At 69.9% G+C, this 14124-nt stretch carries 12 protein-coding genes; 4 read left to right on the top strand and 8 right to left on the bottom strand.

From position 1 onward, the window contains the following. Positions 1-10: 10 nt before the first annotated feature. Positions 11-853 carry a hypothetical protein gene (locus Q9R33_RS04075; protein WP_056369161.1) on the bottom strand — a complete coding sequence of 281 codons (843 nt, stop codon included), beginning with the start codon at positions 851-853 and terminating at the stop codon, positions 11-13. 251 nt (positions 854-1104) lie between these two features. Between Q9R33_RS04075 and Q9R33_RS04070 the strand changes: the two genes are divergently transcribed. Further along, the gene (locus tag Q9R33_RS04070) at positions 1105-2544 is read left to right on the top strand and encodes an APC family permease (RefSeq protein WP_311292948.1); all 1440 of its coding nucleotides are present in this window, start codon (positions 1105-1107) and stop codon (positions 2542-2544) included. Then, on the top strand, positions 2541-3287 hold the full coding sequence (locus Q9R33_RS04065; protein WP_310245147.1) for a helix-turn-helix domain-containing protein: 747 nt from the start codon (positions 2541-2543) through the stop codon (positions 3285-3287). Before Q9R33_RS04070 ends, Q9R33_RS04065 begins: the two co-directional genes overlap by 4 nt. Before the next feature lie 151 nt (positions 3288-3438). On the opposite strand, the gene Q9R33_RS04060 is transcribed toward Q9R33_RS04065, so the two are convergent. The 4 genes from Q9R33_RS04060 to Q9R33_RS04045 form a co-directional block, all read right to left on the bottom strand. Continuing rightward, entirely contained in the window at positions 3439-4125 is a 687-nt protein-coding gene (locus Q9R33_RS04060; RefSeq protein ID WP_311292947.1) for a DUF305 domain-containing protein, read from the bottom strand. Between the two features lie 45 nt (positions 4126-4170). Next, a complete protein-coding gene (locus Q9R33_RS04055; RefSeq protein WP_311292946.1) occupies positions 4171-6213 on the bottom strand; it encodes a helicase HerA-like domain-containing protein in 2043 nt (680 codons plus the stop codon). 9 nt (positions 6214-6222) lie between these two features. Further along, positions 6223-6882, bottom strand: coding sequence for a phosphatase PAP2 family protein (locus tag Q9R33_RS04050; RefSeq protein WP_311292945.1), 660 nt, complete (start codon positions 6880-6882; stop codon positions 6223-6225). Between the two features lie 203 nt (positions 6883-7085). After that, on the bottom strand, positions 7086-8441 hold the full coding sequence (locus Q9R33_RS04045) for a multidrug effflux MFS transporter (protein WP_396654064.1): 1356 nt from the start codon (positions 8439-8441) through the stop codon (positions 7086-7088). Positions 8442-8826: 385 nt separating this feature from the next. Between Q9R33_RS04045 and Q9R33_RS04040 the strand changes: the two genes are divergently transcribed. Continuing rightward, a complete protein-coding gene (locus tag Q9R33_RS04040; protein ID WP_311292944.1) occupies positions 8827-9537 on the top strand; it encodes a DUF3105 domain-containing protein in 711 nt (236 codons plus the stop codon). 8 nt (positions 9538-9545) lie between these two features. Then, positions 9546-10220: a DUF305 domain-containing protein gene (locus Q9R33_RS04035; RefSeq protein ID WP_311292943.1), complete on the top strand. Its 675-nt coding sequence runs from the start codon at positions 9546-9548 to the stop codon at positions 10218-10220. An 83-nt stretch (positions 10221-10303) separates the two neighbouring features. Here Q9R33_RS04035 and Q9R33_RS04030 read toward each other — a convergent pair whose 3' ends face one another. From Q9R33_RS04030 to Q9R33_RS04020, 3 genes are all read right to left on the bottom strand, one after another. Continuing rightward, positions 10304-11281, bottom strand: a complete 978-nt coding sequence (locus tag Q9R33_RS04030) for a carbohydrate ABC transporter permease (RefSeq protein ID WP_056369141.1) — start codon at positions 11279-11281, stop codon at positions 10304-10306. After that, positions 11281-12624 carry a sugar ABC transporter permease gene (locus Q9R33_RS04025; protein WP_310245137.1) on the bottom strand — a complete coding sequence of 448 codons (1344 nt, stop codon included), beginning with the start codon at positions 12622-12624 and terminating at the stop codon, positions 11281-11283. The genes Q9R33_RS04030 and Q9R33_RS04025 overlap by 1 nt, the downstream gene beginning before the upstream one ends. A gap of 93 nt (positions 12625-12717) precedes the next feature. Next, positions 12718-14058 (bottom strand): ABC transporter substrate-binding protein, encoded by a 1341-nt coding sequence (locus Q9R33_RS04020; RefSeq protein WP_056369134.1) that lies wholly within the window; start codon positions 14056-14058, stop codon positions 12718-12720. Positions 14059-14124 lie beyond the last annotated feature (66 nt).

Raw genomic sequence — 14124 nt, 5'->3', positions numbered from 1 at the left:
GTCTCCATGGTCATGAGATGGACAGGACGGCACGCGTCGACAGGTTGACGACGTACGTGCTGGTGGTGAGGAAGGCGCCGCCGTCGACCTGGGCGAGCACCTGCACGCACCGGTCGATGCCGCACGATTCGGCGCCGAAGGATCCAGCGTCCGTCACGAACGAGTGGGCGGTGAGGAGCACCTCGGCGGACGCCGGGGTCAGGACGGAGCCACCGGTGAGGGCGGCGAACTCGTCGACCACGGGCTGCGCCGCGTCGTCGTCGAGCAGCAGCTCCCATGCGAACGAGGTCTCGGCGTCGGTCGGCGCGGGCTGCGTGCCCGACGCACGGTCGACCGATTCGATCGCGCCGTTGGTGACGTTGACGATCATGCTGACCAGCTCGTTGGTGGCGTAGTCGTAGTACAGCGAGAGCAGCCGGCGGTGCCCGTCCGAGTACGCCTGCGGGTCGGCGACGTCGGTCGAGAGGAACTGCAGGCCGGGCTCGCCGAACAGGTCCTTGCCCGCGGCGAAGGCGGCGTCCTGGGCGCCGAGGAAGCGCACGTACTCGACCTCGGCACCGGTGAGGCCGTCGTATGCGGCGGCGACGGTGGTCGGCTTCGGAACCTCCGTCGCCTTCTCGGGGGCGTCCTCGTCGGTGCTGTCGGCGGCGATCGGGGTGGACGCCGGCGATTCAGGTGACGAGGTCGCCTGAACCGCGGTCTGCGTCGCGAACACCAGCGCGACAGCCGCGGCGGTCGCGGCGAGCGCCGAGCCGATGCCCAGCGTGCGGGGAGTGAGGAAGCGGCCCCGCCTCGAGGGCCGCGGGTCCGAGGGCGGCGAGTCCCCCTCGGTGGAGAGCTGTTGTTCGGTCACAGGGTTCCTTTCGACGGCGATGACGCGGCTCGCACCCGCATCGAGGCCGATTCTTGGACGCCGCCGTTTCCCGATGATTCGGTGCTGCGAACGCCAGGCGAAAACCTGGTGAGACGCGGGCGCGCGCCTGGCGTCCTTCGGTCCCACGGCTCGTCACGAGGCCGAAACATGCCCCGTCTTTCCCGGCAACGCGCACCCGGTAGCGTCACGGCCAGCCGCACGGCGGCGAGCGCCGGAAGTGAGGAGGTCGCGTGAGCAGTGCACTCGCGGACGCGATCGAACGGGCTCGCCCGCGCAACGATCTCGGAGCCAGCTCTCCGTTCGCAGGACTCCATCGACGCCACGCGCACACGATCGACGTGGTCGCGCAGTCCGTGGCCGCCACCGCTCCCGCGGGCGTGCTGCTGATCCATCCCGCCGCCGCCTTCGCGCGCAGCGGGTCCTTCGCCTTCCTCGACATCGCGATCACGATCACCCTCGTGGTGGGCGTGGGCCTCGTGATCGGCATGTTCGCGCGACGCATCGCGAGCACGGGCTCCCTCTACACGTTCGCGGTGCGGGGGCTCGGCTCGCACGCCGGTCTCATCACCGGTGCGGCGCTGGGCATCGGCTACCTCGCCGTGGCGATGAACACGCTCGCCTCCGGGTCGACGCGACTGGCGAACATCCTGAGCGGAGGCGACGCGCCCCCGTGGCTCGTGATCGCCCTCATCGCCGGGTTCGGGGCGGTGATCGCCCTCGTCGTGGCCCGTGGGCTGCGCATGTCGACGCGCGTTCTGCTCGTGCTCGAATCGATCGCCGTCGTGACGGTGCTCGGGCTCTCCATCGCCGCGCTCAGCCTCACCCGCTGGGACATCGGTCTGCTCATCCCCCGCGCCCCGGACGTGTCGCTCGAGGCGATCATCACGGGCGTCGCCTTCGCCCTGATCGGCTTCGTCGGATTCGAGAGCGGCGCCGCGCTCGGTCCCGAGACCCGTCGCCCCTTCGCCGCCGTCCCGCGCGCGATCATGGTGAGCGTCGGAGCCACGGGGCTCGTGATGCTCGTCGGCACCGCGGCGCAGCTGTCGATCGTCGCGGAGCGGCCGGGTGCAGCATCCCTCGCCTCCGTCACCGGAATGGCGACCCTCATCGACGTGATCGTGGCGATCTCGTTCCTCGCGTGCGCGCTCGCGATGACCAACGCCGCGACGCGCTTGGTCTTCGCGATGAGCCGCGAGGGGCTGATGCCCGCGGCGTTCGGACGTGTGTCGCGGCGCGGGGTGCCGGCGATCGGCGGAGTGCTGCTTGCTTCTGCGGTCACGCTGGTGCCGGTCGCGATCCTCGCGTGGGGCGGCAGCCGGCAGGACATGCGCATCGTCACCTCGCCCGCGTCCATCCTCGGGTTCGTGCTCGCGTATGCACTGGTCTGTGCGGCGGCTCCGGTGTTCCTCGCACGGATCGGCGAGCTCACCGTCCGGGCCGTCCTGCTCAGCGTCGTGCCGCTCGCCGGGCTCCTGTGCGTACTGGGCTTCTACCTCGCCGCGACGCTGCGCGACAACCCGGCGGGTCTGCTGTGGTCCGTGGGCATCCTCGCCGCGGTCGTGGTGGCCGGGTCGGTGCGGATGGCGCGCCATCCGCGTGTCGCCGCCAGAGTCGGCGTGCATGACTGGCCGACCGACGCCGACTGCATCGACGGGCCGGCGCGAACGTGAGCGGCGCGGGCCTCGCGGGTGACACCCGCCTGCCGGAGAAGGGCCTGGGCCTGGCCCTGGAGATCCTCGAGCAGGTCGCGCGCGACGATCGCGGCGCCTCGGCGGCCGAGATCGCCCGTGCCGTCGGTGCGCCCCGCGCGACGGTCTACCGCGTCGTCAACTCGCTCGTGCGCGACGAGTACCTCGTGCGCCGCGGCGACTTCTCGGGGTTCCTCCTCGGCACGCGCGTGCTGGAGCTCGCCGCGATCGTGGGCGCGCGCACCCGGCCCGAGCACGCCGCCGTCGTCGACCGGCTGCGCGACGACACCGGCGAGGCCGTGCATCTGTTCGCGTTCCACCGCTCGGGCCTCATGGTGCTCGATGAGGACGCCACGCGGCCCCTGTCGGACCCCGACGCCCTCCTCGCTGACCCGACGCGCTCGGCGATCGGTCACCTCTGGCTGGTCGCGCACCCGGACCGCCGGCTGCCGCAGGCGCCGAACTGGCGCGTCGCGCCGCCCGCGGACGAGGTGCGCGCGATCCATGAGGCGTACGCCGTCCGCGGCTACACCGAGCAGGTCGCCCTGCTCACCTCCGATCGAGGCTGCCTTGCGGTGCCGATCCACGACGACGCGGCGCGACCCGTCGGCGCCGTCACGCTGTCGACGTCGATCTCGCGCCTCTCCGTTGCGGCCCGCCACGTCGGCGCGCTGCGCGACGCGGCGCGTGCGCTGGCTCCTCTCGGCTCCCTCAGCGGCTGGTGACGTCGCGCCTCACCGCCTTCAACAGGTCAACCGGGCTTGCACAGGACCGGAACGCGTTCCCCGGTCATGCAGAAGCCCGGTTGACCTGTCGGAGGAGGGGGAACACGGATGCTGTGGACCGCTGCATCCGCGCGAACCCGAGCGGAGGTGATCACGGCAGCGAGTCGAGGATGCCCTGCAGGGTCCCCTGATCGGCCTCTGCCTGCTTCAGCACCTCTTCGGCCGATTCCGCCACCGACGGATGCGGGTCTCCCTCGAGGATGAGCGTGACCAGAGCGATCATCCCGGCATTCTGCACCTGGAGGATCTCGGCGAAGCGGCGCTCGGCGTCGGGGTGCTCCGCGTCGACGAAACCCTGGAGCGTGCTCCACGACGGCATGCCGGGCATCTGCGCATGATCGGTGCCATGCCCGCCGCACGGGCCGTCGGACGGCGGCTCGGCCGGGCGCGCATCCGCCCAGGAGAGGTACCACGCCCGCAGCCGTTCGAGCTCGTCCTCGTCGCGCGCCGCGATGCCGGTGGCGAATCCGCTCGCCCCGGCGTCGATCCCCTGCGCGCGCAGCAGGGTCTCCGCGAGTTCCTGCTCCTTGACCCGGTAGTAGATCATCGCTTCGACGTAGCAGTAGTCGTCGGCCGTCACCGGTGCCGCGGGCGACGCCGACGCCGAGGGGGCGGCTGGGCCCACGCGGCCGGAGGCTCCGCCCGACGCGCCAGCGGCGGGTGGAGTGGCCGTGGGGATCGTGTTCCCCGCCGTCGCGGCGACCGCGAGCCAGACGCCGACCGCGGCTGTCGCCAGGGCGAGCGTCAGCGCGACGACGAGAACCACTCTGCGGCGCACGCGAGACCTTCCGGATCGGGAGCGATCCGCCGGGGTCGGGATGCGTCAGCGCTTGTCGGTGCCGAAGATCCCGCGGATCACCCCACCCAGTATCGTCTGGGTGGACTTCGAGTTGAGAATCTGCTCGATCGGCGATTTCTGGGCCGACCGCGACGTGCGGCTCGTGCCGGCCGTCTTCTTGAGCAGGCGCTCGTACTCCTGCTGGGCCTTCTTCTCGGCCGCGGCGCTCGCCTTGTCGGCCGCGGCCTGCTGCTTGTCGATCGCGGCCTTCTGCTTCGCGTATTCGGCATCGGCCTTCGCCTTGGCGAGTGCGGCGTCCTCGGCGGCGGCCGCGTCGTCGGCGGCCTGCATCTTCTTCGCGAGGATCTCACGCGCCGACTCGCGGTCGATGGCCGTGCCGTACTTGGCCAGGAGCGGCGACGCGTTCACGGCCGCGACGATCGCCGGCTCCGGCGTCGGCGACATGAGGCCCTGCGGCGCGCGCAGCCGCGTCCAGGCGACCGGCGTCGGGGCGCCCTTCTCGCTCATCACCGTGACGATCGCCTCGCCGGTGCCGAGCTCCTGCAGCACGCGCTCGAGGTCGTAGCCCGACTTCGGGTAGGTGCCGACCGTCGCGCGCAGCGCCTTGGCGTCGTCCGGCGTGAAGGCGCGCAGGGCGTGCTGCACGCGCGAGCCGAGCTGGCCGAGCACGTCGGAGGGCACGTCCTTCGGGGTCTGCGTCACGAAGAAGACGCCGACGCCCTTCGAACGGATGAGGCGCACCGTCTGCACGATCGCCGCGAGGAAGTCCTTCGAGGCGTCCTTGAACAGCAGGTGCGCCTCGTCGAAGAAGAAGACCAGCTTCGGCTTGTCGGCGTCCCCCACCTCGGGGAGGATCTCGAACAGCTCCGCCAGCAGGTACATCAGGAAGGTCGAGAACAGCGCCGGCTTGTCGATGACACCGGGCACCTCGAGCAGGCTGATGACGCCCCGGCCGTCGGGCGCCGTGCGGATGAAGTCTGCGACGTCGAACTCGGGCTCGCCGAAGAACACGTCGGCTCCGGCATCCGCGAAGGTGATGAGCTCGCGCAGGATCACGCCCGCCGTCGCCGCCGACAGGCCGCCGAGCTCCTTGAGCTCGGCCTTGCCCTCGTCGCTCGTGAGGTGTGTGAGCACGGCGCGGAGATCCGACAGGTCGACGAGCGCCAGGCCGTTCGCGTCGGCGTAGTGGAACACGAGGCCGAGACTCGACTCCTGCGTGTCGTTCAGGCCGAGCACCTTGCTGAGAAGCAGAGGACCGAAGCCCGACACCGTCGCGCGCACCGGCACGCCCTTGCCGACGCCGCCCAGCGCGAAGTACTCGGTGACGGATGCCTCGGGCTTCCAGTCCTGACCGATCGCCCGGGTGCGGGCGAGCAGCTTCTCGCTCGGCTCCCCCGGCGTCGCGACGCCCGACAGGTCGCCCTTGATGTCGGCGGCGAACACGGGCACGCCCTTCGCCGCGAGCTGCTCGGCGAGGCCCTGCAGGGTGCGGGTCTTGCCCGTGCCGGTCGCACCCGCGACGAGCCCGTGGCGGTTCATCATCGGCAGCGGGATGCGGATCTGCGCCGAGGGGACGGGGTCCCCGTTGAGAAGGGCGCCGAGATCGAGGGTCGCGGTGGCGGCGTCGAAGGTGTACCCGGCGGTGACCTTCTCGACCTCTGGTGCGGCGAGAGGGCCGTCGTGCGTCGGCTGCGTGGCTGATCCGTTCGGATTCTGTTCCCGCGCGGTCGAGTCCGAGGCGGGCGCTCGCGCGGGCCCCTGGGCCTGCGAACCCTCCGCCGCCTCCGCTGTCCTCAATTGAGGATCTGCGCCGAGTTGAGGAGCAGTTCCACCCGAAGTCTCCGCATCTCGGCTCTCGCCCTCAGATGAGGATGCGGTGGGCGCGGGTGCGGCGGTGGCCCTGGCCTTCGCGGCCGCCGCCTCGGCGGCGACGAGCGCGGCCTTGGCCTGGGCGGCCTTCAACTGGGCCTCTGCGGCCTCGGCCTCGGCGCGAAGTCGCGCGAGTTCGGCCTCGGCGGCGGCGACGGCCGGATCGGGCGGGGGCGAATCGGGCGCGGAGGCGGTCATGCGCTCAGCCTAGTTACGGCGTTTGGCCGAGGCATCCATCCCCTCCCGTGCCATCGGAACGGCGAACGCCGCGGCCACGAGCAGCGCCGCGCCGGCGCCGAGGAGCGCCCCGCCGACCGTGTCGCTCAGCCAGTGCGCGTGGAGGTAGGTGCGGCTGAAGGCCATGAGCACGACCCACGCGGCACCGACGACGCCCACCCAGACGCGCGGGAAGATGACCACCGCGGCGACGGCGATCGTGGCGGCGTTGGCCACATGCCCCGACGGGTATGAACCGTAATCCGAGATGACGAGGATGTCTTCGGGGCGCACGCGGCCGAAGAGGTGCTTCAGCACCTGCACCCCGGCTGCCGAGACCGCCTCGGCGGCGAGGAAGTACGCGGCCGCCCACGGCCGCCGCAGCACGATGAGGGCGATCGCGCCGCCGATCGGCACCGCGAGCACGCTGAACCATCCGCCGCCCACGAAGTCCATGACCTGCGAGAACCCGGTCAGGACCGGGTGCCACAGCTCTGCCACGAGCAGATTCCACGCCGTGTCGATGACGAACGGCTCGTCGCCGCGTGCCAAGATCCACCAGCCCAGGAGGCACGACAGCACCACCAGGGTCGATCCCACCGCGAGGTAGGCGATGACCGGCGTGGCCACGCGGCGCTGGACTGTCGTCATCGCCCCATTCTGCCCGGAAGGCTCGTCCCCGCCACCCCCTTGCGGACCGGGCGCGCCGCATGGCACCCCCCGCACCACGTCGCCGTGACCGGTCCGAAGGCGCCGCCGGTCCGCGCGGGACCGCACGATAGCACCGGGTTCGAACGCAGCCCGGTGCTATCGTGCGGTCTCATCAGCGCGTGCGGCACCGGCCTGACGCCGGCTCAGGGCGCGAGGCGCTCCACCGTGCGCGGGCGCACGACGAACCAGAGCGCCAGCACGCCGACGACGGCGCACCCGACCATGACCGCCGCCATCGTCGTGGCGGTGATGCCGGCGTCCTTTGCGATCCAGCCCACGAGCGGCGAGATGAGGCCGGCGACGCCGAAGTTCGTCGCGCCGATGATCGACTGCGCGGTGCCCGCGGCCTTGCCGTGGCGGTCGAGCGCGAGCACCTGCACGCACGGGAACGTGAATCCGCAGGCGGTCATGAAGACGAAGAGCGGCACGATCGTGCCCCACAGGCCCAGGCCGAGCTGGTCGGTCACGATGATGGCGGATGCTGCGACCACGAGCACCGCGGTCGACCAGGCCATGACCCACTGCGGGCCGAAGCGCGCCGCCAGCCGCGACGCGGTCTGCACGCCGACGACGACGCCGAGGGAGTTGACGGCGAACATCAGCCCGTACTGCTGCGCCGAGAGGCCGTAGCTCAGCTGGAAGAGGAACGACGAGCTCGACAGGTACGAGAACAGGCCCGAGAAGGTCATGCCGCCGATGATGAGCACCCCGATGAAGACGCGGTCGCCGAAGACGCTCCGGTAGCGCTGCCAGACCGTCGTGGCGCCCTTGTCGTGGCGGCGTGCGGGCGGCAGCGTCTCGGGGAGCAGGACGATCGATGCGACGAGCATGACCGCGCCGTACACCGCGAGGACGACGAAGATCCCGCGCCACGGCATGACCGCGAGGAGCGCCGAGCCGACGAGCGGCGCGAGCACGGGGGCGACACCCGACACGAGGGCGAGCCGCGAGAGCATGACCACCAGGCGGCGCCCGCCGAACAGGTCGCGGACGATCGCGGCGGCGACGACGCCACCGGCCGCGGCGCCGGCGCCCTGCAGCACGCGGGCCACCGACAGCAGCTCGAGCGTGGGCGCGAGCGCTGCCCCCACGCTGGCCACGACGTGCAGCGCGGTCACCGACAGCAGCGGGATGCGCCGGCCGACCTTGTCGCTCAGCGGGCCGACGATGAGCTGCCCCAGGGCGAAGCCGATCATCGTGCCCGTGAGGGTCAGCTGGATCATCGCGGCCGTGGTCTGGAAGTCCGCCTCGAGCACCGGGAACGCCGGAAGGTAGAGGTCGATCGTGAACGGTCCGAGCGCGGTGAGCGCGCCGAGCAGCACGATGTAGAGGACGCGGCGGCGGTGCGGGATCGAGTCGCCCGGGTGGAGGACGATCGGCGCGGTGGCCGGGTTGCTGCCGAGGGTGCGGATGGCACCCGTGGACGTCGGCTGGGGCTTGGGCGCGGCGGGGAGGTGGGCTTCGGGCTTCTGCGTGGGGATGGAGGCGGTGTCGAGCAACAGTGGACTTCGTTTCGTGGCAAGGGGTTCGACGGGCGGCGAGCGAGGCGGAACGGCGTCGACACCGGCTGAGCCGGTCTGGGCGCGCAGGGAGGAACGGACCGAGATGACGCGGGTCGTCCGGCGCTGCCGATCGGCACCGGGGCCCGCGATCGACCGTGGAGGTCGAATCGATTCGAGTACCCATGATAACGGATGCCTCCAGCCTGCCCGCAAGCGGAATCCCGCGGCTGCGCCGGCCCACCTCTCGCCCCGCCGCTGTCGGCTCCTTCCCAGGGGGCGGACTCATGCACTCGCATAGGATGAGGGCAACCCGTCAACCGCCCTCGAGCGGTTCGCGCCGGGCGCCCAGACCCCTGTTCATCGATTGGCAGAGATCACGAGCATGACCCCGACCCCCGACGACAAGCGCCAGAGCGGCAACCCCGCCACCCAGGCGAAGATCGACCTCACCGTCAAGCAGCAGCGCGAGCAGAAGCGCCAGGAGAAGCTCGCCGAGTACCAGAAGCAGCTCGCCAAGCGCAAGCGCGGCAAGCTCGTGTGGTGGATCGTCGGCTCGACCGCCGCCGTGCTGGTCGTGGCGGCCATCGTCGCGTCGATCGTCTTCGCGCCGACCCCGGCCCCGTCGTACGCCCGCGGCGACAGCGACGGCAGCGGCATCGAGGGCGTCGAGACCTTCACGAACACGGCCAACCACGTCGAGGGCGCCGTCGAGTACCCGCAGACTCCCCCGGCCGGCGGCGACCACAACGCCATGTGGCTCAACTGCGGCGTGTACACGGAGCCGGTGCCGAACGAGAACGCCGTCCACGCGCTCGAGCACGGTGCGGTGTGGGTCACCTACGACCCCGCGCAGGTGTCCGACGACGACATCGCGAAGCTCGAGGCCGAACTGCCCTCGACCTACACGGTGCTCTCGCCCTACAACGACATGGACACCCCCATCGCCCTGAGCGCCTGGAACGCCCAGCTCAAGGTCGACTCCGCCGACGACGAGCGCATCGAGGAATTCATCAAGGCGTACTGGAGGAGCACCAACGCCCCCGAGCCGAACGCCGCCTGCACTGGCGCGTACGACGCTCCCGGCAAGAAGTAGGCCGCCGCGTGTCGGACGAGCCCTCGGCGGGAGGTTCCCGGCGATGGTTCGTCGTCGCCGTCGCACTGATCCTCATCGCGGGCCTCGCGTTCGCGGTGGGGCGCTTCTCGACGTTCGGCTCACAGGCGACTGCGTCCAGTCCGGGAACCAGCTCGCCTGAGGCCGGGTTCTCGCGAGACATGCAGGTGCATCACGCGCAGGCGATCGAGATGGCGATGGAGATCTATCGCAAGACCGACGACGACGAGCTGCGTGTGCTGTCATACGACATCGCCACCGGTCAGGCCGGCCAGCGCGGCGAGATGTTCGACTGGCTCGTGCGATGGGGGCTCCCCCAGTCCGGCGGACCGATGATGCAGTGGATGGATGCCTCCGCCGCGGGCCACGCGCACGGTGGCTCGTCCGCCGGCCCGATGACCGACGATGAGGCCCACGCCGCGATGGGAATGGCGTCGGACGACGAGATCGCCGCACTCGAGGCGGCGACCGGCATGGCGGCGGACTGTCAGTTCCTCACTCTGATGATCCGCCACCACGAGGGCGCCATCCCGATGGCGGAGGCCCTTCTCGAGCTCGGCACCGACCCGCGCGCCCTCGAGGTCGCCACCGCGATCAAGAACGGCCAGACAGCCGAGATCGACGCGATGAAATCGATCCAGACCCGCCTCGGCTGCACCGGCTGACGCCGACCGCGAGTACAGCACCACAAACGGATGCCGCGGGCCTGCGTGAGACGCAGGCCCGCGGCATCGTTGTCTCTTGTCGATCAGCCCTTCGTCGCGCCGGCCATGAGTCCGCGCACGAAGAACCGCTGCAGCGCGAGGAACACGATGATCGGCACGAACAGCACGAGGAACGCACCGGCCGAAACGAGGAACCATTGGTTGCCCCAGGTGCCGGACAAGGAGTTCAGCGTCTGCGTCATCGGCAGCGATGTCGTCGGGGCGAAGATCGTCGCGACGAGCAGGTCGTTCCACACCCAGATGAACTCGAGGATGGCGAACGACGCGAGCGCGGGCGTCGCGAGCGGCAGGATGATCCGGAAGAAGATCTGCCCGTGCCCGGCGCCGTCCACGCGAGCCGCCTCGATGACGTCGGACGGGATCTCGGCGATGAAGTTGTGCAGCAGGAAGATCGCCAGCGGCATCGCGAAGATGACGTGGGCGATCCACACAGTGGCGAAGCTGTGATCGACCTCGCGCATCTCGAGGCCCGGGAAGATCTGCACGTCGCCGATCTCGAGCCCCCTCGAGAAGAGGCTCAGCAGCGGGACGAGCGCCATCTGGATCGGAACGATCTGGAGCGCGAACACCGCGACGAACAAGAAGCCGCGGCCCTTGAAATCCATCCACGCGAACGCGTACGCGGCGAGAGACGCGACCGCGAGCGCGAAGATCGTGACCGGAATCGTGATCGCGAGCGAGTTGAGGAACGACTCGCCCAGCGTCAGGGCGGTCCCCCCCGATGTCAGTGCGTCCTGATAGTTGCCGAGCGTGAAGTCGGGGTTGGTGAAGACCGTCCACCAGCCCGTCGTCGCCGAGTCCGCGCCCGGCCGGAACGACGTGATGAGCAGGCCGAGCGTCGGGATCGTCCAGAGGAACGCGATCGCGACGGCGAAGATGGTGGCAAGGGGCGACGTCAGCCGCTTGTGTGCCAGCGCCTCGTTGCGCCGCGTCTCGCGCGCAACCCTGCGCGCCTCGGCTTTGGTGTTCTGCGGCGTGGACTTGGAGTCGACGGCGGTCATCACCGCACCTCCCTCTGCTTGCGCAGCTGCAACACGTTGTAGACGATCAGCGGCGTCACGAACACGAAGATCAGCACGGCGAGCGCCGCCGAGTGGCCGTAGCTCTGGAACCGCTGCTGCTGGTTGACCATCTCGAAGCCCAGCACTGTCGAGTTCGCCCGTCCGCCTGTCATCACCGCCACGATGTCGTACAGCTTGAGGGCTGCGATCGTGACGGTCGTCAGGACGACGATGATCGACGTTCGGATGCCCGGCACCGTCACGTTGATGAACCGCTGCCAGGCCGAGGTGCCGTCGAGCTGTGCAGCCTCCAGCTGCTCCACCGGCACCGCCTTCATCGCCGCCGAGAGAACGACCATGGCGAAGCCGGTCTGTGCCCAGACGAATGCGAACAGAAGGCAGAACGTGTTGACCAGCGGCCAGATGTCGAGCCATGGCACCGGCTGGCCGCCGAAGGCCACCACGATCGCGTTGAGGGTGCCGATCTGCTCGCCCTGCCGATAGTCGTAGACGAACTTCCAGATGAGGCTGATGCTCACCGGCGCGATCGCGAACGGCATGAAGACGAGCAGCTTCAGCAGCCGCTCACCACGCGCCCGCTCCATGAAGGCCGCGTACGCCAGGCCGACGACTGTCGCGAAGATCGGGGCGAAGATCGCCCAGATGAGCGTATTGATGATCGACCAGAACCCCTGAGGGTTGGTGAAGGCCCACACGTAGTTCTCCAGCCCGACGAAGTTCTCGCCGGTCTTGTCGAAGAACGACTGGACGATGGTCGCGATGCTCGGGTACACCAGACCCACGAGGATCGCGATCGCGGCCGGCGCCATGAACAGCGTCAGCTGGTACATGTACCCGGCGCCCTGGCTCGCCCGGTAGTCCGCCCAGAAGAGCAGGCCTCCGGCGACGAGGGCGATGGCGATCACGTAGATCACGGCGCCCTGGTAGGGCCGCAGCAGCATGAACGCGAGGAATGGGATCGCGAAGCACGAGATGAGCCGCAGCCAGAAGTAGCCTCTGCCGGCGCGCGGAGCGAACTCGATGAGAACGAGCAGGATGCCGACCACCGCGGCGAAGACGACCAGGACGATGGGGATCTGGACGATCGGCCCCAGATTGCCAAGCCACTGGAAGAACGAGTTGTACGAGAAGCCCAGCGAGACCGGACGCGCGTCCGGGTTGGGAGGGCTGAGGAGGAGGAAGATCACCAGCGCTGCGATCAGGATCAACCCGATCGCGACGCCGAGTCGCGTGGTCCGCCGCGACGGAGGTTTTCTTCCTCCGCGTTCCGGTGGCGTCGCGCCCTGCTCCTGGTCGGCCGCCGATGTTGTGGTCTGAGACATGTTCTGCCTTCCCCCGTCGACCTCGACGGATGAATCACCCCGGTGCCGGGGCCGCACGTCGCCCGCGCGGACCCGGCACCAGGATGCGGTGGATCAGTCTTGATATCCCGCCTGGATATCGCTCAGGACCTGCGGCGTCGGCTTGCCGTCGATCCAGTCGACCATGCCGCGCCAGAACGAGCCCGAACCGACGGTCGCCGGCATCAGGTCGGAGGCGTCGAAACGGAACACGGTGTTCGGGTCCTGGACGATCTGCATCGCCTCGGTCAGGAACTCGCTCGATGCCAGCGTCGGATCGGCGCCGGTGTTGGCCGAGATCGCGCCGCCGAGCGCCACGCGCGCGTCGGCGAACTCGGGCGTCGACATGTACTCGAGCACCTGCTGCGTGGCGGCGTCGTCCGAGAACGGCGTGACGAACTCGCCACCGCCCTCGACCGCGAGCTCCCCTTCCTTCACGCCGGGGAGGATGAACGCGTAGATGTCACCGTCCGGCGCGATCGTCGGCGTCTGTCCGTCCGCGGTCTGCGCGGTGAGGAAGTTCGCCGTGAGGAACGAGCCCTGGTGCGTGAGCGCGCAGGTTCCGTTTGCCACCGCAGCTGCGATCGGGTCACCGAACGCCGTCGGGTTGATGCTCTTGACATCGCCGAAGCCGGCGTTGACGTAGTCCGGGTTCAGCAGGATCTCGCCGACCGAGTCGAACGCCGCCTCGATGTCGGGGTCGGTGAACGGGGTGTCACCGGCGGCCCAGCTGTCGTAGACGTCGGCGCCGGCCTGACGCAGGACGAGGTCCTCCACCCAGTCCGTTCCCGGCCATCCCGACGCCGCCTCGGAGAAGAACCCGGCGCACCACGGGGGCTGGCCGGTCTTCTCCCGGATCGTGTCGGTGAGTGTGAGGAGTTCGTCCCAGGTCGTCGGCACCTCGACGCCCCACTCCGCGAAGCTCTGGGGCGAGTAGTACACGTAGCCCTTCAGGTTCGCGAGCATCGGCGCGGCGTAGAACGTGCCGTCGAGCGATCCGTAGTCCTTCCATGCCGGAGCCCAGTACTCGTCGACATTCGCTTCGACCTCCGCGGTGCCCTCCTTGACCTCTCCGGTCTCGATGAGAGAGCGCAGGAGGCCGGGCTGCGGCACGATCGCGATGTCGGGCGCGGAGCCACCCGCGACCTTCGTGACGATGTTGCCCTCGAAGCCCTTGTCACCTGTGTACTCGACGATGATGCCGGTGTCTTCGGTGAACTGGTCGAACGACTTCTGGAGGTTCTCCGCCTCCGAGCCGGTGATGCCGCCGGCGATCTGAACGGTCTCTCCTTCGACGGAGCCGCTGTCGCCGCCGTCGTCGCCGCCCTCGGCGCATCCGGCGAGTGCGAGTGCTGCGACGGCCGTCAGTCCCAGCGCGATGTAGCCGTGTCGACGACGTGATCGCAGTGCAGTCATGTGTCTGCCTCCTCTTTGAGTACGCGGAGCCACGCCTCTCGGGCTCCACAGATGTGAGATCGGGAA

This window comes from Microbacterium sp. PRC9 (genome assembly GCF_031844125.1).
Classification (GTDB): Bacteria; Actinomycetota; Actinomycetes; order Actinomycetales; family Microbacteriaceae; genus Microbacterium.
The sequence above is the reverse complement of the archived record's forward strand: the minus strand, read 5'-3'. Positions and strand labels throughout refer to the sequence as shown.

What these genes read in the sequence shown, in the direction of transcription:
- Q9R33_RS04040 (WP_311292944.1), top strand. Translation starts at nt 8,827, where the DNA reads ATGACCCCGACCCCCGACGACAAGCGCCAGAGCGGCAACCCCGCCACC.
- Q9R33_RS04055 (WP_311292946.1), bottom strand. Translation starts at nt 6,213, where the DNA reads ATGACCGCCTCCGCGCCCGATTCGCCCCCGCCCGATCCGGCCGTCGCC.
- Q9R33_RS04050 (WP_311292945.1), bottom strand. Translation starts at nt 6,882, where the DNA reads ATGACGACAGTCCAGCGCCGCGTGGCCACGCCGGTCATCGCCTACCTC.
- Q9R33_RS04030 (WP_056369141.1), bottom strand. Translation starts at nt 11,281, where the DNA reads ATGACCGCCGTCGACTCCAAGTCCACGCCGCAGAACACCAAAGCCGAG.
- Q9R33_RS04025 (WP_310245137.1), bottom strand. Translation starts at nt 12,624, where the DNA reads ATGTCTCAGACCACAACATCGGCGGCCGACCAGGAGCAGGGCGCGACG.
- Q9R33_RS04020 (WP_056369134.1), bottom strand. Translation starts at nt 14,058, where the DNA reads ATGACTGCACTGCGATCACGTCGTCGACACGGCTACATCGCGCTGGGA.